Source organism: Ruegeria sp. HKCCD7559 (assembly GCF_013110575.1).
Taxonomy (GTDB): Bacteria; Pseudomonadota; Alphaproteobacteria; order Rhodobacterales; family Rhodobacteraceae; genus Ruegeria.
In genome coordinates, this window is record NZ_WVQU01000007.1 from 1 (window position 1) to 20,784 (window position 20,784).

A 20,784-nucleotide genomic window follows, 5' to 3' on the forward strand; every position below is an offset into this window, starting at 1 on the left:
TGCCGCCAAGCTCGACGTGAAGGTCATACAAGGGCGTGCGCTTCGGTGTGGTCATGATCCGGTCAACTTCCGATTATCCAAAGGTCAAAATGCATAACCGTCAGTCTGCCCCAAGCCGCATAGAATGCAATGATTCCACCCGGTTTTTAGTGAAACACCGATCCGTAGAAGAGGCGGTATACAGACGCATGCACCATGAATGTTCCTATAGGAAACTTTTTTCCGTTAGGCAACAATCCTTGTTTCCATCGCGTGAATTCCCTGGCGTCCGACCGGATACCAGAGGGAAGGATTTCACCGTCGATACATACCTTCTTCGGGATTTCTCGGCGCAAAGTGACGTTCAGACAGAGAGGGACCGCACCGCACGCACCAGACCTTCGAGCCCGGCAATCAAATCGACCTCTGCCGTATCTTCTGCAAAATCATGGCTGATACCGTCGATCGAGGGCGTGAACAGCATCGCGACCGGCATCAGGCGAGACACATTGGTGGCATCGTGCAAGGCCCCCGAGGGCATCCTGCGCCACCGACCCGGTGCGACCTGTTCTGCACCGCGTTCAAGAGCGCAGCGCAAGGTCGGATCCATGGCAACGGGATCCAGCCCCAGCATGGGGCCGTAATCCAAGCTCACCCCCATTTGCTCAGCGGTTTCTTGTGCTGTCGCCCGAATGATCTCCTCCATCCGGGCCAAACGGTCTGCATCAGCATCGCGCCATTGCATCGAGAACCGAACCCGTCCCGGCACGATGGACGAAGCGTTTGGATGCAGGTTGACCCGCCCGATGGTCCAGACCGTCTGCGGCGTGACGACATTGCGAAACCTCTCATTGAGCCGGGTGTTGAACAGGGACAGGGCCTGAAAGGCGTCGCGGCGCAGGTGCATGGGGGTGGTGCCGGCGTGGTTCTGCTGACCTTCGAATGTGATCGACATATCGCGGATGCCAACGATATCGGTGACGACTCCGATTTGGTCTCCGGACGCGTCCAGTGAGGGGCCCTGTTCGATATGCATCTCTATGAAGCCATTGAAACGGGACGGGTCCACGAATCCCTGGGACAGATCTGCCATGGACGATCGGGCCTGGCCAAAGCTGACGCCCGCCCCATCGGTCAACACATCGGCTTTTTCCAGAGACAACCCGCCCGACCAGACAGCAGAACCTGTGGTCACGCCAAACCGCCCCTCTTCGTCCTGAAAGCTGACAACTGAAATGGGACGGTCGACGGAACGTGCAACTTCCAGTGCGGCGATGACGCCAAGGGCGCCGTCCAGCCAGCCGCCTTCGGGCTGACTGTCGGAATGTGATCCCATCAACAGCGAAGGGCCGGACGCCAATCCGAACAGGTTTCCCACCGGGTCAAACTGCGGAGTCAGGCCCGCTTCACGCATACGTCCGGCAAGCCACTGGCGCGCAGCGATATCCGCGTCGGAATAGGCAGGGCGGACAACCCCCTTGCCCACTCCCGCGGCACCGAATGTACGCAACTTATGCAGGTCGGTCAGAAAACGCGTGTGATCGACGGTCATATACCCCTCCGAAGGTTTGTTCGGGGCGAACCATAGCCAGAAACAGAAAAGGAGCGAGGTTTTTTTCGACAGGCGTGAAACCCCTCTGGCACCAGAGGGGAACCTGCCCTAAGACTTCGGCGCAAGAGGGACCGACATGTCACATATCACATTGGTGCGTCACGGGCAGGCAAACACAACGGCGCGGGACGAGGCAAGTTATGACAGGCTCAGCGACTTGGGGCATCAGCAGGCGCGTTGGCTGGGGGCGCATCTGCGCGACACCCGCAGCCACTATGCCCGGGTCTATTGCGGCACCCTGACCCGTCACGCCGAGACAGCGGACAGCATGGGATTGCACGATCCAATCCGTGACGCGCGACTGAACGAGATCGAGTATTTCACGCTGGCGCAACTGTTCGAGGACCAACACGGCGTCGCGATCCCCACCGACCGCGAAGGTTTCGTCGAACACCTGCCCAGAACATTTGCGGCCTGGGCCAATGGCGAAATCAAGAACCCGCCGGAAACCTTCGAAGAATTCGAGACGCGCGTGCGCGACGCGCTGCACGAGATCGGGACCGAGGGCGGACCGGCCATCGTCGTGACCTCGGGCGGGTTGATTTCGATGGTGGTGCGGCAGGCGATGGGGTTGGATATCCCGTCAATGGCACGGGTGGCCCTTGCCATCATGAACACGTCGATGCATCGTCTGCATCCGATTGGCGCTCAGCTGAGCCCGGTTCTTTTCAATGCCGTTCCGCATCTGGAAGCCCCTGATCGGCAGTTCGCGCAGACCCACCTGTAACCAGATCGGAGACGCCTGATGCAGCTCTACTATGCACCCCGAACCATCTCGGTCGCTGTCGCGATCGCACTGGAAGAGGCCGGGCTGGAATACGAAGCGATCAAACTCGACTTCTCCGGGGGCGAACAGACGAAACCAGCTTACAAGCAAATAAACCCCAAAGGCCGCGTTCCGGCGCTGGTGGTGGATGGCGGCATCCTGACTGAAACCGGAGCCCTGCTGGAATTCGTTGCGGCCAAGGCCCCCGAGGCCGGGCTGGTGCCGGCTGATCCGGTGATGGCTGCCCGGATGCGCGAAGTGATGTTCTACCTTGCCTCGACCATGCATGTGAACCACGCGCACAAGCTGCGCGGGCACCGCTGGGCCGACAAGAAATCCAGCTGGAAAGACATGAAAGACAAGGTCGCGCAGACGATGACCGCGTCCTGCGATTATATCTCGTCGAACGGCCTGCGTGGTCCATTTGTGCTGGGCGAGGCGTTCTCGCTGGCCGATGCCTATCTGTATGTGGTGTGCAGCTGGCTGGAAGGCGATGGCGTGGACGTTTCGGCCTTTCCCAAAATCGTCGCCTTCCGTGAGGCGATGGAGGCACGCCCTTCGGTTCAGGCAGTGCGTGCTGCCGGAATGCTCTGACAAAAGGAAATAAGATGACACATCTCTGGGTCCGGGCAGAACAGCGCCCGAACGAAGAACGGGTTGGGCTGACGCCGGAAGGTGCCGCCGCGCTGATCGCGGCCGGCATCCGCGTGACGGTCGAGGAAAGCCATGCCCGCGCCATTCCACTGGACGGCTACACGGAAGCAGGCTGCGAGATCGCGCCCGAGAATTCCTGGCCCGAGGCCCCGCTGGACGCGATCATCTTCGGCCTCAAGGAACTGCCCGAAGACGGTACACCCCTGCCCCACCGCCACATCATGTTCGGCCATGCCTTCAAGGGCCAGCATTCGGGCCGGGCTCTGCTGGAACGGTTCAAGGCGGGCGGCGGCACGCTATATGATCTGGAATACCTTGTGGATGAAGATGGTCGCCGGGTCGCCGCATTCGGCTATTGGGCAGGCTACGCGGGCGCGGCGGTGACGCTCAAGACCTGGGCGGCGCAGCAACGGGGCGAGATCTGCGGCCCTGTCGGCGTCTATCCCGGCAAGGACGCGCTGAACGCCGAACTTCTGGCAGAATTGGACGCCACAGGCGCGCCCCGGCCCCGCGCCATCGTCATCGGAGCTTTGGGTCGTGTAGGCACCGGCGCCGCAGACCTGTGTGAGGCGATGGGCGTCGCGGTCACCAAGTGGGACATGGCCGAAACCGCGCGCGGTGGGCCTTTCCCGGAAATCCTCGACCTTGATCTGTTCCTGAACTGCATCTTCGCGCGCCCCGGAACGCCTGTCTTCGTCCCGCGCGAGGCATTGACCGCCCCGCGCAAGCTGACCGCCATCGGTGACGTGGCCTGCGACCCGGACAGCGATTACAACCCGGTGCCCGTCTATGACCGCGCCACCACGTGGCAAGAACCCGCCCTGCGCGTGGCCACCGACCCGGTGATGGACGTGATGGCGATCGACAACCTGCCGTCGATGCTGCCGGTCGAAAGCTCGGAAGACTATGCCGCGCAACTGCTGCCGTCCTTGCTGACTCTGACCGATCTGGACAGCGGTGTCTGGGGTCGGGCAGAAGCAACTTACAAAACGCATATTGAAGGACTCTGAACGATGACCATTCATTGGTGTGGCACCGGCCTCTCGGCCATTCCCGGCCTGCGTCGCCTGATCGAAGGCGGCCACAAGGTCACCGTGTGGAACCGGACCGTCGACAAGGCCAGGGCCGAGGTCGGAGACCTGACCGACGACATCCGCGCCTTCGACATCGACGCGCTTGGCGCCGTACTGGAGAAGGGCGATGTGATCGTCTCGATGCTGCCGGGCGACTGGCATGTGCCGCTTGCGGACCTGGCGATTTCGAAACAGGCCAATTTCGTCTCGTCTTCGTATATCGCGCCCGAGATGCGCGCGCTGGATGACAAGGCACGCGAGGCCGGTGTCGCACTGGTCAACGAGGTCGGGCTGGACCCGGGCATCGATCACCTGATGGCACACGCCCTGATCGACGACTACCGCGGCTCCGATGCCTTCGACCCGGAAAACCACCTGAGCTTCATTTCCTATTGCGGCGGCATTCCCAAGAACCCTAACCCGTTCCGCTATAAATTCAGCTGGTCGCCGCTGGGCGTGTTGAAAGCGCTGCGGTCGCCGTCGAAATCGATCCGCGATTACGCGCCGCTGGACGTTGCCCGCCCCTGGGATGCGATCAGCAGCTACATCGCCCCACTGCCGACACCGGAAAGCTTCGAGGTCTATCCGAACCGCGATTCAATCCCCTTCATGGCGCAGTATCATTTCGAGGATCACTGGCCGGTCAAGGAATTCGTCCGCGGCACTTTGCGTCTGAACGGCTGGGCCGATGCGTGGTCGGATGTGTTCACCGAGATCGAAACCCTGTCCGGCCCGGAAGGGGATGCGCGTCTGAAAGAGATGTCGGACCAGTTCTGGGAGGAAAACGCCTATGACGAAGGCGAGCCTGATCGTGTTGTGTTGTGCGTGGGATTGAAGGCCGAGAAAGAAGGCGTCGAAGTCTGGCACAAGACCTATGTGATGGATGCCTGGGGCGACGAGCGCGGCACGGCGATGGCGCGTCTGGTGTCGATTCCGGTCTCACTTGCGGTCGAGGCCGTATTGAACCGCGCCATCCCGGCCGGTGTTCACGCGGCCCCCAGCGATCCAAAGCTGGTGCAGGGATGGATGGGTGAAATCGAAAAGCTGGCCCAACATCTGCAAATCGTCGATCACACGGCCTGAATGCAAAAAAGCCATTCCAGACTGCCTGGAATGGCTTTCATTGTTCCACTTTACGCATGTTGTCCTCGTTCGGGTTTCCCTCACCCGGACTTCAGATATACCGCTGGATGGTATCTTCGATATCACTGCGGTTGATGCCCAGCTCGGACAACTGATGATCGGTCAAAGCATTCAGATGCTGGGCTGCGCGGACAATATCAGGGCTGATCGAACGGATTCGCATGGCACGATCGAACAGCAAAAGCGCAGTGGCGGCCGGAGCCGGTTGATTGGTGGGCGGTACGACGTCGAACATTCTGGTAACCTCGCTAACATGCTTTTGGGGATTGTCTCAGTTCACGCTGAATGCTTGATCACTGCCGGTATGGCTTGTTGTGATACACACTTTCATATGCGCGTCTTTTGATCTGATCCCGCTGGATGCCGATGTCGGCCAGTTGTACGTCATCAAGCTTTTCCAGATCCCGCACGGTTTTCGAAAAAATCCGGCGGCGGAAATGCTCGACCTTTGCTTCTGCATAGTTTGAAAACAGACCGTCAAGCAGGCCACCCCGGCCTTCGAATGTTTGTGTATGTGCCATGTCTTTCTCCTCCTGAACTCAATGTCTTTGTCTTCCTGACATCAGATTTGGGAAGGCTGCCTTAACGTTGCCAAACCGGTTCATTAAGGTTTGTTAAGACTGTATTGGAGGGAAAGTTCGGGCTGGACCGGCGCGTTGATTACAGTCTTCGATCCAGGCCCGCGACATGTCTTTTCAGTGGCGGATCAAGATAACGCGAATGTCGATCCGTCGCAGAAACCGCCCCTTTGCAGGCAGGTCACATCAGATCGTTTTCAACGTCCTCGGCTGATATCCCCAGCGCGTCCAGACCGTTCTCAAGGTGGTCTGACATGTGCGGAGTGCCGATCAGGTAGTCGGCACAGGGGGTCGAGGCCTCGGCCTTGGCAGTGGCAATCGCTTCGGCCAGATCCTCGGCGAAAAAGCTTTCGCGGCCGATCCACATGATGGCAACCAGTTCGGCTTGCTCGTCTTCGCTCATACGTTCGATGAAGGCGCGCATTTCACCTTCTGCCCGGTTCAGCTCGCGCCCCATCATGGCAATCTGAGCGACCTTTCTTGCCGATATTTCCAACATGCATCAGCTCCTCGTGTTCGCGGTTGTTGTGCCATCACAATCACCGAACGGGGGGCGAGTCTTTGATCTTACGCAAACAACGGCCCTCGTTCCGCGCACGCGAAATCGGCCGGTCCGGTACCGGTTGCCTACGAAACGGGCGAAAGGTGGCTTTTTTCAACCACAGCCTGAAAGCCTGCCAGACGATCAGTGCAAAGGTTCTCCGGGCGCCGAATGGCCGCCTCAGCAAGGACCACAGAATCACGCGGTTCGTCAGGGGTTGCCGCGGGCCGGTCAGCGTCGCGATCAGCCCACCATTAGCGCGCCCGTAATCAATCCAGACACCGACGCGATCCGCGCGATAGTCGAAGCGGAACGTATAGCTGCCTTCGATTTTCTGAAACGGTGAAACATGCATCAGCTTGTCCGCCACCACCCTGTCAGTCGGTTCGATGACCGAGAAATCGGGTTTGTGACACAGGTAACTGTGACGGGTGCCATAGGTATTGGTGACCTCGGCCACCACCGCATAAAGGTGATCGCTGTCGTCAAAACAGAACCAAAAACTGACGGGATTAAAAACGTGCCCCAAAACGCGCGGTTGCGTCAGCAACTTGAAACGCGCCGGTTGTTGCACCGACATTTCATCAAATCGCGCGCGGAGCCACTGGGCCCCTTCCCCGTGACCCGGCTCTCCCCCATGGTCGGTGGTGCGCCAGTTCGTGACATTCGCGCGATCAACCGAAAACAGCAAAGGGGTGTCCAGCTCTGCTTCGGGGTCCAACAGGATGTAATCGACCGAGTATCGGAATGCGTTTTCAATCGCACCCTTGCGCCCGTGATAGGTATGACCCGCGATATGGTCTATTTCCTGCGTCATCCGCTGCTTTCTGGCCTTCCCGTAAACGCCTTGAACTGCACTGATTTCCCTCAGATGCTGGCAATTCTGATACGGCAATTTGCACAATTTGGATCATAATGTCCCGATAAAGTGATCCGGCTTGGGGAACGCGCCGTAATGAGGTTATGTTTACCGAGATCGATACCGTGACCTTGGACGAACCTGCGGCTGAACCGGCCGCCCTTCAGCCTCGGCGCGAAAAGAAACGCATCAAGGGTAGACGGGTGAACGGAAGTAACGGCGGGCGCGAGACCAGAACCGAATGGGTGGATCACGTCAGGCGCATCCGCGACGCGCAGGACCAGGCGGCATTTGCCGAACTGTTCCAGCACTTCGCGCCACGGATCAAGGCGTTCCTGATGAAGTCAGGATCAGACGCCACGATGGCCGAGGAGTGTGCGCAGGAGGTGATGGCGACCTTGTGGCACAAAGCCCATCTGTTCGACCCGGCGCGGGCAACAGTGGCTACTTGGGTATTCACGATTGCTCGGAACAAGCGCATTGACGTTCTGCGAAAGCAACGCCGCCCCGAACCCGAAGAATTGTGGTGGGGTCCCGAGGCCGAGCCTGAGCAGGACGATGTCATCGCGCTGCAACAAGAAACCGCGCAGCTTCGCACCGCTTTGACAGCGTTGCCAGACGCGCAGAGAGAGCTGATCGAAAAGGCGTATTTCGGTGATCTGAGTCACCGCGAAATTGCGTCTCAGACCGGGTTGCCCCTGGGAACGATCAAATCACGAATCAGGCTGGCGCTGGACCGCTTGCGCCATGCAATGAACTGAGATGAGTATGATGAGTAAGTCGATCAAACATCACCTGACAGATGACCTGCTGATGGCATACGCAGCAGGCAGTCTGCCCGAGGCATTCGACCTGATGGTCGCGACGCATCTGTCGCTCTGCGACCATTGCCGTGCGCGGGCGGAAAGTTACGATGCCGTAGGTGGGCATGTTCTGGAGGAACAGACTGTATCCATCGCCATGAGTGATACATCTCTGGCCGCGACTATGGCGTTGATCTCCAAAGGTGCGCCAGCGGCCAAACCGGCGCGTCCGAACTGTTCGGTATTGCCGGCCCCGTTGCAGGATTATGTCGGCGGTACGGTTTCAGATATCCGATGGAAACCGATCGGCATGGGTGTGAAACAGGCCATTCTGCCGACCACAAGCGAGGCCTCGGCCCGGTTGCTGTTCATTCCAGCCGGAACGGCTGTACCAGATCATAGTCACAACGGTATAGAATTGACGATGGTGCTTCAGGGCGCATTCTCGGACGAAGTGGATCGCTTCGCCCGTGGCGACGTCGAGATCGCGGACGAGGATTTGGAACACACGCCTGTGGCGGACATCTCGGAAGACTGCATTTGTCTGGCGGTTACGGATGCACCGTTGAAATTCACCAAGCTGATGCCACGCCTGTTCCAACCCTTCCTGCGCATCTGAAATTGCCCGCGAGGGCCGCGAGCGGCGTGTTTGAAAGGAATGATCATGTTCGCAAGACTTGCTGTGTGCGCCCTTCTCGTTGCTGTCGCGCCCGTCGTATCGGCCCAAATGTCGGCCGAGGTTCAGTTTCAGCCCGGCAATTTTGGCACCATGGTCAGCGGAACCATCTCAGGAGATGAGTACTTCGACTATTCGCTGGGCGCCAAAGCCGGGCAGGAGATGTTTGCCGATCTTCAGGTCAGCGACACCAATGGTAACGGCGTGATCTATTTCAACATCCTGCCGCCGGGCAGCGACGGTGTGGCGATTTATAACGGGTCGATTGACGGCAATACGGCTCGGATCACCCTGCCCGACGATGGAGACTATACGATCCGCGTCTATCTGATGGGCAATGACAGGGATACCGGAAAAACCGTGGGGTACAATCTGGACCTGTCCATCCAGTAGATTTCAACCTTCGTGACGAGCAAGGGGCACAACGCCGTTTTCGGCCTTCGTCTCGATTTCTTCAAAGTCGAAATTGTCCAAACGCTGCGCGCGGCGGCCAGCCTTTTCGGCGCTGATCTTGATTTCCGAGATATCCTTGGCCGCCTGCCCGAAATGACGATCCAGGTTCGAGACTCGATCACCCAGGCGGTCCACATCCTTGTGCAGCAACCCCAGCTCTTTGCGGATCGCGCCGGCCTGTTCGCGCATACGCGCGTCTTTCAGGATCGCCCGCATGGTATTCAGCGTGGCCATGCACGTCGTCGGGGACACGATCCAGACCCGCGCGGCGAACCCTTCACGCACGACATCAGGCAGACGCGCGTGCAGTTCGGCGTAAATCGCCTCGGAAGGTACGAACATCAAGGCGCCGTCCGCGGTTTCCCCGTCCAGGATGTATTTTTCGGAAATCGCCTTGATATGCACTTTCACCGCAGCGCCGAAGGCCCGCAGGCATCTCTCGACATCCGCCTTCGTCTGCGCAGCGGCCAACGCCTCGAAATCCTCCAACGGGAACTTTGCGTCGATCACGATCGGTCCCGGCGGGTTCGGCAAGTGAATCAGGCAATCCGCCCGCCTGCCGTTCGACAAAGTGGCTTGCAACGAATAACTGTCAGCGGGCAGCGCCTTGGACACGATATCGTTCAGCTGGATTTCCCCGAACATCCCGCGCCTCTGCTTGTTTGACAGGATATCCTGCAAAGACAGCACATCGCCTGACAGTTTGGTGATATTGTCCTGTGCCTTGTCGATGGCGGCCAGACGTTCCTGCAATTGGGTCAGCGAGGTCGCCGTCTGTTTCGACGAGCCATGCAACGTTTCTTTCATCCGTTCCTGCATCTCGGCCAGCGCACGCGCCGATTTCATCGCATTATCCGCCAACCGGTCATTCATCTGTTGCTGGACCGAAGCCAAACGCGCCTCGACCGTCTGAATCACCTGCATCTGCGCGTTGGCCTGAGTGTCTGAGACATGCTGAAGCCCGCCGCGCAACTGTTCTTGCCCCTGGCCCAGTTGCTGAACATGCTGACCCAGATGCGCCATCTGCCGCGCCAGAGGTTCCGCCATCCGGGCCGAGCGGTTGGCCGCCCGCAACGAAAGGAACAGCAGCAGCAGAATCAACGCCACCACGCCACCCACGGTCAGTATCACGGGATCATTCAACGCCATCTCAGTGCCTGCAATCTGGATCATGGGGGTCAGTTTGTTCTCGTTTTGTTTCTATCTTTTTAAACCGTGTTTGAAACCAGATCAACTGCGTCCGAACAGGCGTTCGATATCGCTGAGTTTAAGTTCCACATAGGTTGGTCGCCCATGGTTGCACTGGCCGGAATGCGGCGTCGCCTCCATCTCGCGCAGCAGGGCATTCATTTCCTCGGCCCGCATTCGACGGCCGGATCGGATCGACCCATGGCAGGCCACCCGGCTGAGGATCGCCTCGATCCTTGCCTGCACCATCTGGCTTTCACCCTGATCGGCGAGTTCATCCAGGATGTCGAGGATCATGGCGCGCGCATCGACTTCGCCCAGAATGGCGGGGGTTTCGCGTACGGCAATGGCGCTTCCGCCGAAGGGCTCGATGGTCAGGCCAAGGCGCGTCAAGTCATCTGCGACGGCCATCAGGCGGGCGCAATCCCCGTCGGACAATTCCACGATTTCCGGAATCAGCAGGGCCTGCGCCGCGACGCCATTCTCGGCCATCTGCGTTTTCAGCTTCTCATAAACCAGCCGTTCATGTGCTGCGTGTTGATCTACGATCACCATGCCATCGGCGGTCTGGGCAATGATGTAATTCTCGTGCACCTGTCCGCGGGCTGCACCAAGCGGCAGATCCTGCGCCTGAGGCTGCTCCTGCATCTCGGCGACCTGCGCAACCGGGGTCGGCTCGACAATGCTGCCGCTATAGTCATTGGCCAGCTCGGCAAAACCCGGAGCCTGCGCGCGATACGCCGCCGTGCGCGCGGCAGGCGACGGACGATCCATCTGGTAAACCCGCGCCGGAGCAGGCTGTGCAGGTTCTGGCCGCATCGCGCCCAGCGTCGCATTCGCCACGGTCGAGGATGCCCTGTGCCCGGCTTCCGCCAAAGCATGACGCAGACTGGACACGATCAGCCCCCGCGCGACGCCGGGATCCCGGAACCGAACCTCGGATTTCGCGGGGTGGACGTTCACGTCAACCAGCGTGGGGTCGCAGTCGATGAACAACGCCGCAGCCGGGTGGCGGTCGCGGCTCAGGAAATCGAAATAGGCCGCCCGCAGCGCGCCGGTCAGCATCTTGTCGCGCACGGGGCGTCCATTGACGAAAAGATACTGTGTTACGGCAGCCCCCCGCGAGTAGGTCGGCAGGGCGGCATAGCCGTACAGCCGGATGCCATCACGCGAGGCATCAATCTGCAAAGCGTTTTCTGCGAATTCGCGCCCGATCACGCGGGCCAGTCGGGCGTGGAGCGCATCAAACAGATCTCCGTTCTCGCGATCCGCGCGGAAGGTCACGCGACCCTCTCCGCCGCCGGATACATCCCGCAGAGCGAATGTCACGGAAGGTTCGGCCATGGCCAGCCGTTTCACAATATCGGTGATCGCCTGCCCCTCGGCCCGGTCCGTGCGCATGAATTTCAGGCGGGCCGGTGTGGCGTAGAACAGATCGCGCAGTTCGACCACAGTCCCCGCGCGCAGGGCGGCGGGTTTGACCGCATCCATCTTGCCACCCGCGACGTGCACCTGCGCCGCATCCGCGCCGGGAACACGGCTGGTGATGGTCAGACGCCCAACAGCACCCAAGGATGGCAGCGCCTCGCCCCGAAAGCCGAAAGTGTGGATGTTCAGCAGGTCCGAACCGTCAATCTTTGACGTGGCATGGCGGGACAAGGCCAGCGGCAGATCTTCCGCCGCGATACCGCAGCCATCATCCGTGACCCGGATCAGGGTCTTGCCGCCATCCGCGATATCAATGGCGATCCGCGTGGCCCCGGCATCGATTGCATTCTCGACCAGTTCCTTGACCGCCGAGGCCGGTCGTTCCACCACCTCACCAGCCGCGATGCGGTTGATTGCGGCATCGTCGAGCTGCCTAATTACGGGGCGTTTTTCGCCGATATTGGGGTTTGCCTGCGCCATACCCCTACACCTAGCATAGTAGCGCACGATTCTGCCACCGGTTTGAACCGCAGATTCTAAAAGAGAGGGGGCGCCCGGGTATCCGCGAACGAGAACTCATTCCGGATCACCCGGACGCGCCAAGTGAGTGGTGTGTTTCAGCTAATTTATGAGACCGCATGTATCACGCACCTGTCGGAAAATCTGCTTAAGATTCTCGGGCTCAGTTTCTTGGCAGAGATTGGCCGATGACGTGTGGGCCTGTGTGGCGGGAAGATGCCTGATCAGGCAGATATGCGCGCACCGATCCTGCCCCGGCAGGGTCCGAACATCGCTGCCGCCGCAAGAATCAGGCCTGACATCGTGGCGATCATACCCGCCGCGCTGACGGCATCCGCGCCGCCCAGCCACAGCGGGCCATAACCTGCCAGCACATAGCCCGACACCGCCGAGGCAATGGCGAACACAACGCTCCAGGCGATCTGCGCTTCCAGCCGGTTGGTCAACATCCGCGCCGCGGCAGGCGGGCAGATGAACATGGCGATCACGATGATCGAGCCCACCGCGTCAAAGGCCGCCACCGCCGCGATGGCCGCGGTGATGACCAATGCCATGCCCAGAACGCCGGTGCGAATGCCAATGGTCCGGGCAAAGCCTTCGTCGAAGGTAGAGATCTTCAGCGGCCGCCAGAACAGCCAGGTGAACAAAGACACACCGAGCAGTGTCAGCGCTATGCGGGGTAATTCCGGGGGCAGCCCGGACAGCGCCTCTGTGTCCAGCAAGGACGACCATCCGGTGGCGTCCAGCCAGATCAGGCTTTCGAGATTGCCGTAAAGCGCATGTTCCACATCCAGATGCACCGTCGACGTATCCGTCTGCTCAAGCAGCAGGACGCCCGCGGCGAACATGGTGGTAAAGACCACGCCCATGGCGGCCCCCGGTTCGATCTGACCCAATCGGCGAATGGCTTCGATCAGCACCACGGCCACAACGGCAGCGCCCGCCGCGCCCAGCATCATCGGCCAGGTCGATATCGCCCCTGTGATCAGAAACGCCACGACGATCCCCGGCAGCACCACATGGCTGATAGCGTCTCCGATCAATGCCTGTTTGCGCAACACCAGAAAATTGCCGGGCAACGCGCAGGCAATGGCCGCAAACGTACCGATCAGCAACGGTGTCAGAGACAGAGGGACAAATTCTTCACCACTCATACCGGCACCCCCATTGGCCCGCCGATGCGGCGGTCTATCTCGGCGATCTGGTCTCGGGTCAGGACGGTTTCGATGTCCCGTAACCCGTCATAAAGCGCGGCTGTTGCCTCATGCGCCTGATCTGCGCGCACGATTTCCCAGCGCTTTTCGTCCCGCAACGCCTTGGCCGCGCGGGCTTTGCCGATATCGGTCGCAACGCCGTCCGCGCGCACCAGCCCAGCGCGGCGCAGCAAGCGCAGGGTCAGGGGCTCGTAGATCTTTTGCCCCTGCGCCAAGGCCAAAAGACCCTGACGAATATGCACCCGACGCTGAAAGCGTAAATGGCGCAGCACCGCCGCCAGAACGCCACGTATCGGTGCCAGAAACAAAGACACGACAAAAAAGGCAAAGCTGACCAGAACGATAATCGGCCCCGTCGGAAGGTTTGGCGCCGAGGCCGAAATGGCCGCGCCAATGTACCCCGCCAACCCGCCGGCCAATCCCGCAAGCAGAACCACATGGTCCGAGCGTTCGGACCAGAACCGCGCGGTCACGGCGGGAATGATCAGCAAAGCCACGATCAGAATCAGACCTACGATTTTCAGGCCGACCACGGTCACGGCCATGACCAAACCCATCATGGCCAGATCGATCCTGTGCACCGGCAACCCGCGTGCTGCGGCATATTCAGGATCGAAGGCCACAAGAATCATCGGGCGACGAATGATCATGACCAGCAGCAGCGTCGCAGCGCCGCCGACCGCAATGATCATCGCATCAGCCCAGAGCATCCCGGCAGTGGATCCCAAAAGGAAGCCTTCCAGCCCGGCCTGACGGCCTACGCCCATCGTCTGTATGACCGTCAGCAACACGATGCCAAAGCCGAAGAAGACCGACAGGACCGCTCCGATGGCGGCATCTTCGGCCAAACGCGTGTGACGCGTCAGCCAGTTCATGCAGAGAAGGCCGATCCAGGCCGAGATGGCCGATCCTGCCAACAGGCCCAGCAGGTTGCGCCCGTCTCCTCCCAGTGCGACCAATACCATGAAAGCCAGACAGACGCCCGGCAGGGTTGCGTGGCTGATTGCGTCACTGACCAAGGCGCGCTTGCGCAGAAACAGAAACGTCCCCGTCACACCGGCTGAAACACCCAGCAAGGTTGCACCGATGGCGACCAGCGTGGCGTTGTAGCCAAGTTGCAGGGTCAGAGCATCCCAAAGCATGCGTTACCCCAGCGCGCGCGATATCTGATCGATCTGCGCGGTTGCCAGTCGACCCCCATATGCTGATTGCAAGGTTTCCGCCGTGAAGGCCTCGGCCACTGGTCCCTCGGCCACCTTGCGGGTGTTGATCAGGAAGACATGGTCGAAATAATCGGTCACGGTCGCAAGGTCGTGATGCACCACGACAACCGTCTTGCCCGCCTCTTTCAGGGATTTCAGCACCGAGATGATGGCTTTCTCGGTGGCGGCATCGACACCTGCAAAAGGTTCGTCCAGAAGATACAGATCCGCGCCCTGCGCCAGCGCGCGCGCCAGAAAGACACGTTGTTGCTGCCCGCCGGACAGCTGCCCGATCTGGCGATCCGCGAAATCCCGCATTCCCACACGGTGCAAACAATCCATCGCGCACGCCTTGTGGCGGGCACGCAAGCGGCCCAGCAAGCCAAGTTCGCGCGACAGGCCCATCAGAACCACGTCGATGACACGCGTTGGAAAATCCCAATCCACGCTGGCACGCTGAGGAACATAGGCAATGCGCGCGCGCTGCGTGTCCAATGGCTGGCCAAACACGGTCACTTGACCTGACAAAGGGGAAACGATGCCAAGCGCCGCCTTGAGCAATGTGGATTTCCCGGCCCCGTTCGGCCCGATGATCGCCGTCATCGCCCCGGGCTGTACGGTCATGTCGACTGAAAACACCGCAGGTTTCTGCCCGTATGAAACCGTCAGGCCGCGCAGGGCAAGGGGGCTGTCGGCCAACCCCTTGTCACCCACGGTCACGCCTTCATTGCTGATCAGGCCCAGCATCGATCAAAACCCCGCCGACAGTTTTCCGTCCATGCCACGATCTGGCACATCGCCACCCAAAGCACTGGCAATGACCGTGATGTTATGGTCCAGCATACCAAGATAGGTACCTTCATAGGTTCCTTCTTCACCCATGGCGTCCGAGAACAACTCGCCCCCCACGTGCACTTCATGACCCTTGGCGGCCGCGCCCTCGATCAGCGCGCGGATCGAACGATCCGAGACCGAGCTTTCGACGAAAACAGCCGTGATCTTGCGGTCAACCAGCAGATCGACCAATTCGCCTATCCGGTTCAGTCCCGCCTCGGACTGGGTCGAGATGCCCTGAATTCCCAGAACCTCGAACCCGAAACTTTCACCAAAATAACCAAAGGCATCATGGGCGGTTACAAGAACCTTGTTGTTGTCGGGAACGGACGCCAGAACTTGATCTGCATAGGCTGTCAGACGATCGATATCTGCCAGATGTGCCTGCGCATTCGCTGCAAAAACCTCGGCCGCTTCAGGACGCACCTCGGTGAGGGCTGCCTGCACTTCAAGTACCACGTCCCGCCACAACTCGGGCGTCATCCAAACATGCGGATCATATTTGTCGGCGTAATCGTCATGGGCGCGCAGCTTCGACGTGTCGATACCTTCGGCAACTGCAACTACGGTTCGCTTGCGTTCAAGGTCATGGAAGAAATCTTCCATCTGCGCCTCGAGGTACAAACCATGCCACAGGATCAGATCCGCACGCGTCATCGCCACGATATCGCTGCGGGTCTGACGATAGGCATGCGGGTCGACGCCCGGCCCCATCAGCCCCTTGACGTCTACCTGATCACCACCGACCTGACGTGCCGCGTCAGCAATCATGCCCGTCGTGGCCACAACCTTGAGGGGTGCATCGGCCCAGGCCGTGACCGGCAGGGAAAAGGCCAGCGCCAATACCGCAAGAAAATTCCGGCGAATCATCTTCTACCTCAGTTTTTGCTTCTCGTTCGAACTGAATATGAGAACCATTCGCAAGTAAGTCAACGCTAATGCGAATTATTCGCAAGAAAGCGGTTGCATTTTGTCCATTTGGTCAAAAATTATCCAAACATTGCCCGCCTGCATCTTCCATTCCCCGGTCTCCCGTGCGATTTTGTCGCAAACCTCCCAAAGGACGTGACAATGGATACGCAGAGCTCAGAAAGCCCCGTGCGCACCGCGCATCTGCCGCAAGTGACCGAAGCCCGGAATCCCGGCATGGATCTGGACCTGGACTGGGTGCGCGCCGTGCACGCCAACACCTCGGCCATTGAGCGCCGGGCCGCGACCCTGCCCGGGCGCCGGTCGGTGAAAAAGGAACATCAGGCCGCGTGGCTGCTGAAGGCAATCACCATGATCGACCTGACCACCCTGTCGGGCGATGACACCGAGGGCCGCGTGCGCCGCCTGTGCTCCAAGGCCCGGCAGCCCGTGTCGCCCGAACTGCTGAAGGCGCTGGACATGCCACCGATCACCACCGGCGCGGTCTGTGTCTATCACGACATGATCGAAACGGCGGTGGATGCGCTGACAGGCACCGGCATTCCGGTCGCGGCCGTCTCCACCGGCTTTCCGGCGGGCCTGTCGCCCTTTCACCTGCGCGTGGCCGAGATCGAGGAAAGCGTGAAGGCCGGGGCCGAAGAGATCGATATCGTGATCTCGCGCCGCCATGTGCTGAAAGGCGACTGGCAGGCGCTCTATGACGAGATGAAGGCATTCCGCGACGCCTGCGGCGAGGCGCATGTAAAGGCCATCCTGGCCACGGGCGAGCTGGGCAGCCTGCGTAACGTGGCGCGTGCCTCGCTGGTCTGCATGATGGCGGGGGCCGATTTCATCAAGACCTCGACCGGCAAGGAAAGCGTCAACGCCACCCTGCCCGTGTCGCTGGTGATGATCCGCGCGATCCGTGACTATTATGACCGCACCGGCTATCGCGTGGGCTACAAGCCCGCGGGCGGGATTTCCAAGGCCAAGGATGCGCTGGTCTACCTGTCGCTGATCAAGGACGAGCTGGGCGACCGCTGGCTGCAACCCGACCTGTTCCGGTTCGGCGCGTCGTCCCTGCTGGGCGATATCGAGCGGCAGTTGGAACATTTCGTCACCGGGGCATACTCGGCCGGCTACCGGCACCCGATGGGCTGAGGACAGGAAAAATGACAGTCAAAGAGATTTTCGAGACCATGGAATACGGACCCGCCCCGGAAAGCGCCGCCGAGGCCCTGGCATGGCTGGTCGATCAGGGCGACACGTTCGGCCATTTCATCGACGGCACCTTCACCAAGCCCGGCAAAGGGTTTGAAAGCCGCAACCCGGCCACGGGCGAGGTTCTGGCCAAGCTGACCCAGGCCACACAGGCCGATGTGGACGCCGCCGTTGCCGCCGCCCGCAAGGCCCAGCCCAAATGGGAAAAGCTGGGCGGCCCCGCCCGCGCCCGATACCTCTATGCCATCGCGCGGCTGATACAGAAGCATGCCCGCCTGTTCGCAGTGCTGGAAACGCTGGACAACGGCAAGCCGATCCGGGAATCGCGCGACATCGACATTCCGCTGGTGCAGCGGCATTTCTACTATCACGCGGGAATGGCCCAGCTGATGGAAACCGAGCTGCCCGACGCACAGGCGCTGGGGGTCTGCGGCCAGATCATCCCGTGGAACTTCCCGCTGCTGATGCTGGCGTGGAAAGTGGCCCCAGCGTTGGCCATGGGCAACACGGTGGTTCTGAAACCGGCCGAATACACCTCGCTGACAGCGCTGCTGTTTGCCGATATCTGCATGCAGGCTGGCCTGCCCAAGGGCGTGGTCAACATCGTCACCGGCGACGGCGCGGTGGGCGAGATGATCGTGGCCGCAGACGTGGACAAGATCGCCTTTACCGGCTCGACGGTAGTGGGTCGCCGCATCCGCGAGGCCACCGCCGGGTCGGGCAAGTCCCTCACGCTCGAGCTGGGCGGCAAGTCGCCCTATATCGTCTTCGACGATGCCGATATCGACAGTGCCATCGAAGGTCTGGTCGATGCGATCTGGTTCAATCAGGGCCAGGTCTGCTGCGCGGGCTCGCGCCTGTTGGTGCAAGAGGGCATTGCCGAGCGCTTCTATGCCAAGCTGCGCGCCCGCATGGACACGCTGCGCATCGGCAACCCGCTGGACAAATGCATCGACGTGGGTGCCGTGGTGGATCCGGTTCAGTTGCAGACGATCACCTCCATGGTCGACAGCAATACGGTGGGCCATGTGCATCAGGCTGCCTGCGAATTGCCCGCAAATGGCTGCTACTACCCGCCGACGCTGATCACCGGGCTCGAAACCTCGGACCCGTTGATGCAGGAGGAGATATTCGGCCCGGTTCTGGTCTCGTCGACCTTCCGCACCCCGGCCGAGGCGGTCGAGCTGGCCAACAACACCCGTTATGGATTGGCGGCCACGGTCTGGACCGAAAACGTCAACCTTGCGCTGGACATCGCACCCAAGCTGGTCGCGGGCGTGGTCTGGGTCAATGCCACCAACCTGTTCGACGCGGCCGCGGGCTTTGGCGGCGTGCGCGAAAGCGGCTTTGGCCGCGAAGGCGGCTGGGAAGGGCTGGCCGCGTATACCAGACCTAAGGGCAAGGCCAAGCCGCTGACAAAGGTCGAGGCAGCCATGGGCGAAGGGGCACCGATCGACCCGATTGATCGCACCGCCAAGATGTATGTCGGCGGCAAGCAGGCGCGACCCGATGGTGGATATTCGAAACCGGTCTGGGGCAAGGCGGGCCTGCTGGGCCATGTGGGTCTGGCCAACCGCAAGGACGTGCGCAACGCGGTTGAGGCCGCGGCGGGGGCCAAGGGCTGGTCCAAGACCACCGGCCATCTGCGCGCGCAGATCCTGTATTACATCGGCGAGAACCTGTCGGCCCGTGCTGACGAGTTCGCCGCGCGTATCGACGCCATGACCGGTCGCAAGGACGGTGCGAAAGAGGTCGACGCCGCGATCCAGCGCCTGTTCACCGCCGCCGCCTGGGCCGACAAGTATGACGGCCAGGTGCATGGCGTTCCGATCCGGGGCGTGGCGATTGCGATGAAGGAACCGGTGGGCGTGATCGGCGCGCTGTGCGCCGACGAGGCGCCGCTGCTGGGTCTGGTCTCGGCCATGGCCCCGGCGATCGCGATGGGCAACCGGGTGGTTCTGGTGGCGTCCGAGCCCTACCCGCTGGCGGCGACCGATTTCTATCAGGTGCTGGACACCTCGGACGTGCCCGCAGGCGTGGTCAACATCCTGACGGGCAGCCACGCGGAACTGGCCAAACCGCTGGCCTCGCACCTGAACGTGGACGCGGTGTGGTCGTTCTCATCGACGGACCTGTCGGCGCAGATCGAGGTCGTCTCGGCCGGGAACCTGAAACGGACCTGGGTGAATAACGCGACGGCATTCGATTGGGGCATGGACCATTCCCGCCGCTTCCTTCAGGCTTCGACCGAAGTGAAAAACATCTGGGTGCCCTACGGCGAGTAGGGCTCCCGCCAAGGGAGGCCTACATGGATTTTTCGGGAAAAACCGTCATCGTCATCGGTGGCACCAGTGGCATCAACCGGGGCATCGCCGAGGCCTTCGCGGCCTCGGGCGCGAAACTGGCCGTGGCCAGCCGCTCGCAGGACAAGGTGGATGACACCGTCGCTGCGCTGAAGGCGGCAGGCGCGGCCGAGGCGATCGGCGCGGCCTTTGACGTGCGTGATGCCGAGGCGGTCGCGGAGGGGCTGAAACAGTTCCACGCGGCGCTCGGTGATTTCGACGTGCTGGTTTCGGGGGCGGCGGGCAACTTCCCGGCGCTGATGGCGGAAATGTCGGCCAACGCCTTCCGCACCGTGGTCGAAATCGACCTGATGGGCACCGTGCATGTGCTGAAAGGCGCCTATCCCTATCTGAAACGGCCCGGCGGCAACATCATCAACATCTCGGCGCCGCAATCCTACCTGCCCTACGAGGGCCAGGCCCATGTCTGTGCCGCCAAGGCGGGCGTCGATCAGATCACCCGCACCCTGTCGATGGAATGGGGTGTGGAAGGCATCCGGGTGAACTCGGTGGTGCCGGGCTTCATCGAGGGCACCGAAGGCGCGAAACGGCTGGCCCCCACCCCAGACGCGGGCGAGCAGCTGCGCCGGGACGTGCCGCTGGGCCGCTGGGGCACCCCGCAGGACGTAGCCAATGCCTGCCTGTTTCTGGCCTCGGACATGGCCAGCTATATCAGCGGTACGGTTCTGGCGGTGGACGGGGCGTTGTATCAGCGCGGCTCGGGCCAGTTCGGCCAGATGATGGGAGACATGCTGCGCAGCATGAAAAAGGGGTAAGCCGCAGCTTACCC

The 20,784-nt window shown here is 61.0% G+C and carries 21 protein-coding genes; 10 read left to right on the forward strand and 11 right to left on the reverse strand.

The window, feature by feature from the left end:
- Positions 1-343 precede the first annotated feature (343 nt).
- A complete protein-coding gene (locus GS605_RS16245) occupies positions 344-1,531 on the reverse strand; it encodes a Zn-dependent hydrolase (protein ID WP_171724658.1) in 1,188 nt (395 codons plus the stop codon).
- Between the two features lie 136 nt (positions 1,532-1,667).
- On the opposite strand from GS605_RS16245, the gene GS605_RS16250 reads away from it, so the two are divergent.
- Genes GS605_RS16250 through GS605_RS16265 form a run of 4 tightly spaced genes read left to right on the forward strand, consistent with a single transcriptional unit; the run spans position 1,668 to position 5,167 of the window.
- Positions 1,668-2,318, forward strand: coding sequence for a histidine phosphatase family protein (locus GS605_RS16250; RefSeq protein WP_171637248.1), 651 nt, complete (start codon positions 1,668-1,670; stop codon positions 2,316-2,318).
- An 18-nt stretch (positions 2,319-2,336) separates the two neighbouring features.
- Positions 2,337-2,951 carry a glutathione S-transferase family protein gene (locus GS605_RS16255; protein ID WP_171724659.1) on the forward strand — a complete coding sequence of 205 codons (615 nt, stop codon included), beginning with the start codon at positions 2,337-2,339 and terminating at the stop codon, positions 2,949-2,951.
- Between the two features lie 14 nt (positions 2,952-2,965).
- The gene (locus tag GS605_RS16260) at positions 2,966-4,021 is read left to right on the forward strand and encodes a saccharopine dehydrogenase (RefSeq protein ID WP_171724660.1); all 1,056 of its coding nucleotides are present in this window, start codon (positions 2,966-2,968) and stop codon (positions 4,019-4,021) included.
- A gap of 3 nt (positions 4,022-4,024) precedes the next feature.
- Positions 4,025-5,167 (forward strand): saccharopine dehydrogenase family protein, encoded by a 1,143-nt coding sequence (locus tag GS605_RS16265; RefSeq protein WP_171724661.1) that lies wholly within the window; start codon positions 4,025-4,027, stop codon positions 5,165-5,167.
- A 91-nt stretch (positions 5,168-5,258) separates the two neighbouring features.
- Here GS605_RS16265 and GS605_RS16270 read toward each other — a convergent pair whose 3' ends face one another.
- The 4 genes from GS605_RS16270 to GS605_RS16285 all read right to left on the reverse strand — a co-directional run bounded on the left by GS605_RS16270 (position 5,259) and on the right by GS605_RS16285 (position 7,163).
- Positions 5,259-5,462: a DUF1127 domain-containing protein gene (locus GS605_RS16270; RefSeq protein WP_171724662.1), complete on the reverse strand. Its 204-nt coding sequence runs from the start codon at positions 5,460-5,462 to the stop codon at positions 5,259-5,261.
- Positions 5,463-5,520: 58 nt separating this feature from the next.
- The gene (locus GS605_RS16275; protein WP_171637256.1) at positions 5,521-5,748 is read right to left on the reverse strand and encodes a DUF1127 domain-containing protein; all 228 of its coding nucleotides are present in this window, start codon (positions 5,746-5,748) and stop codon (positions 5,521-5,523) included.
- 238 nt (positions 5,749-5,986) lie between these two features.
- A complete protein-coding gene (locus GS605_RS16280) occupies positions 5,987-6,304 on the reverse strand; it encodes a DUF3775 domain-containing protein (protein WP_117871872.1) in 318 nt (105 codons plus the stop codon).
- Between the two features lie 40 nt (positions 6,305-6,344).
- Positions 6,345-7,163: a DUF1365 domain-containing protein gene (locus tag GS605_RS16285; RefSeq protein ID WP_171724663.1), complete on the reverse strand. Its 819-nt coding sequence runs from the start codon at positions 7,161-7,163 to the stop codon at positions 6,345-6,347.
- A 146-nt stretch (positions 7,164-7,309) separates the two neighbouring features.
- On the opposite strand from GS605_RS16285, the gene GS605_RS16290 reads away from it, so the two are divergent.
- Genes GS605_RS16290 through GS605_RS16300 form a run of 3 tightly spaced genes read left to right on the forward strand, consistent with a single transcriptional unit; the run spans position 7,310 to position 9,077 of the window.
- Positions 7,310-7,966 (forward strand): sigma-70 family RNA polymerase sigma factor, encoded by a 657-nt coding sequence (locus tag GS605_RS16290; RefSeq protein WP_171637260.1) that lies wholly within the window; start codon positions 7,310-7,312, stop codon positions 7,964-7,966.
- Positions 7,967-7,976: 10 nt separating this feature from the next.
- Complete coding sequence (locus tag GS605_RS16295) at positions 7,977-8,627, forward strand: ChrR family anti-sigma-E factor (RefSeq protein ID WP_171637471.1); 651 nt, start codon at positions 7,977-7,979, stop codon at positions 8,625-8,627.
- Between the two features lie 45 nt (positions 8,628-8,672).
- Complete coding sequence (locus GS605_RS16300) at positions 8,673-9,077, forward strand: hypothetical protein (RefSeq protein WP_171637262.1); 405 nt, start codon at positions 8,673-8,675, stop codon at positions 9,075-9,077.
- A gap of 3 nt (positions 9,078-9,080) precedes the next feature.
- Here the strand turns inward: GS605_RS16300 and GS605_RS16305 are convergent, their stop codons facing one another.
- From GS605_RS16305 to GS605_RS16330, 6 genes are all read right to left on the reverse strand, one after another.
- A complete protein-coding gene (locus tag GS605_RS16305) occupies positions 9,081-10,310 on the reverse strand; it encodes a DNA recombination protein RmuC (protein ID WP_171637263.1) in 1,230 nt (409 codons plus the stop codon).
- 57 nt (positions 10,311-10,367) lie between these two features.
- Positions 10,368-12,233 carry a DNA mismatch repair endonuclease MutL gene (gene mutL, locus GS605_RS16310; RefSeq protein ID WP_171724664.1) on the reverse strand — a complete coding sequence of 622 codons (1,866 nt, stop codon included), beginning with the start codon at positions 12,231-12,233 and terminating at the stop codon, positions 10,368-10,370.
- 263 nt (positions 12,234-12,496) lie between these two features.
- Positions 12,497-13,426 carry a metal ABC transporter permease gene (locus tag GS605_RS16315; protein ID WP_171724665.1) on the reverse strand — a complete coding sequence of 310 codons (930 nt, stop codon included), beginning with the start codon at positions 13,424-13,426 and terminating at the stop codon, positions 12,497-12,499.
- Positions 13,423-14,628: a metal ABC transporter permease gene (locus GS605_RS16320; RefSeq protein ID WP_170346667.1), complete on the reverse strand. Its 1,206-nt coding sequence runs from the start codon at positions 14,626-14,628 to the stop codon at positions 13,423-13,425. Before GS605_RS16320 ends, GS605_RS16315 begins: the two co-directional genes overlap by 4 nt.
- 3 nt (positions 14,629-14,631) lie before the next feature.
- The gene (locus GS605_RS16325) at positions 14,632-15,435 is read right to left on the reverse strand and encodes a metal ABC transporter ATP-binding protein (protein ID WP_171724666.1); all 804 of its coding nucleotides are present in this window, start codon (positions 15,433-15,435) and stop codon (positions 14,632-14,634) included.
- Positions 15,436-15,438: 3 nt separating this feature from the next.
- Positions 15,439-16,392 carry a metal ABC transporter solute-binding protein, Zn/Mn family gene (locus tag GS605_RS16330; RefSeq protein WP_171171957.1) on the reverse strand — a complete coding sequence of 318 codons (954 nt, stop codon included), beginning with the start codon at positions 16,390-16,392 and terminating at the stop codon, positions 15,439-15,441.
- Positions 16,393-16,593: 201 nt separating this feature from the next.
- Here GS605_RS16330 and deoC point away from each other — a divergent pair, with 201 nt between their 5' ends.
- Genes deoC through GS605_RS16345 form a run of 3 tightly spaced genes read left to right on the forward strand, consistent with a single transcriptional unit; the run spans position 16,594 to position 20,770 of the window.
- Positions 16,594-17,592 carry a deoxyribose-phosphate aldolase gene (gene deoC / locus GS605_RS16335; protein ID WP_171724667.1) on the forward strand — a complete coding sequence of 333 codons (999 nt, stop codon included), beginning with the start codon at positions 16,594-16,596 and terminating at the stop codon, positions 17,590-17,592.
- A gap of 11 nt (positions 17,593-17,603) precedes the next feature.
- Entirely contained in the window at positions 17,604-19,937 is a 2,334-nt protein-coding gene (locus GS605_RS16340) for an aldehyde dehydrogenase family protein (RefSeq protein WP_171724668.1), read from the forward strand.
- Positions 19,938-19,960: 23 nt separating this feature from the next.
- Complete coding sequence (locus GS605_RS16345; RefSeq protein ID WP_171637275.1) at positions 19,961-20,770, forward strand: SDR family oxidoreductase; 810 nt, start codon at positions 19,961-19,963, stop codon at positions 20,768-20,770.
- Positions 20,771-20,784: the final 14 nt, after the last annotated feature.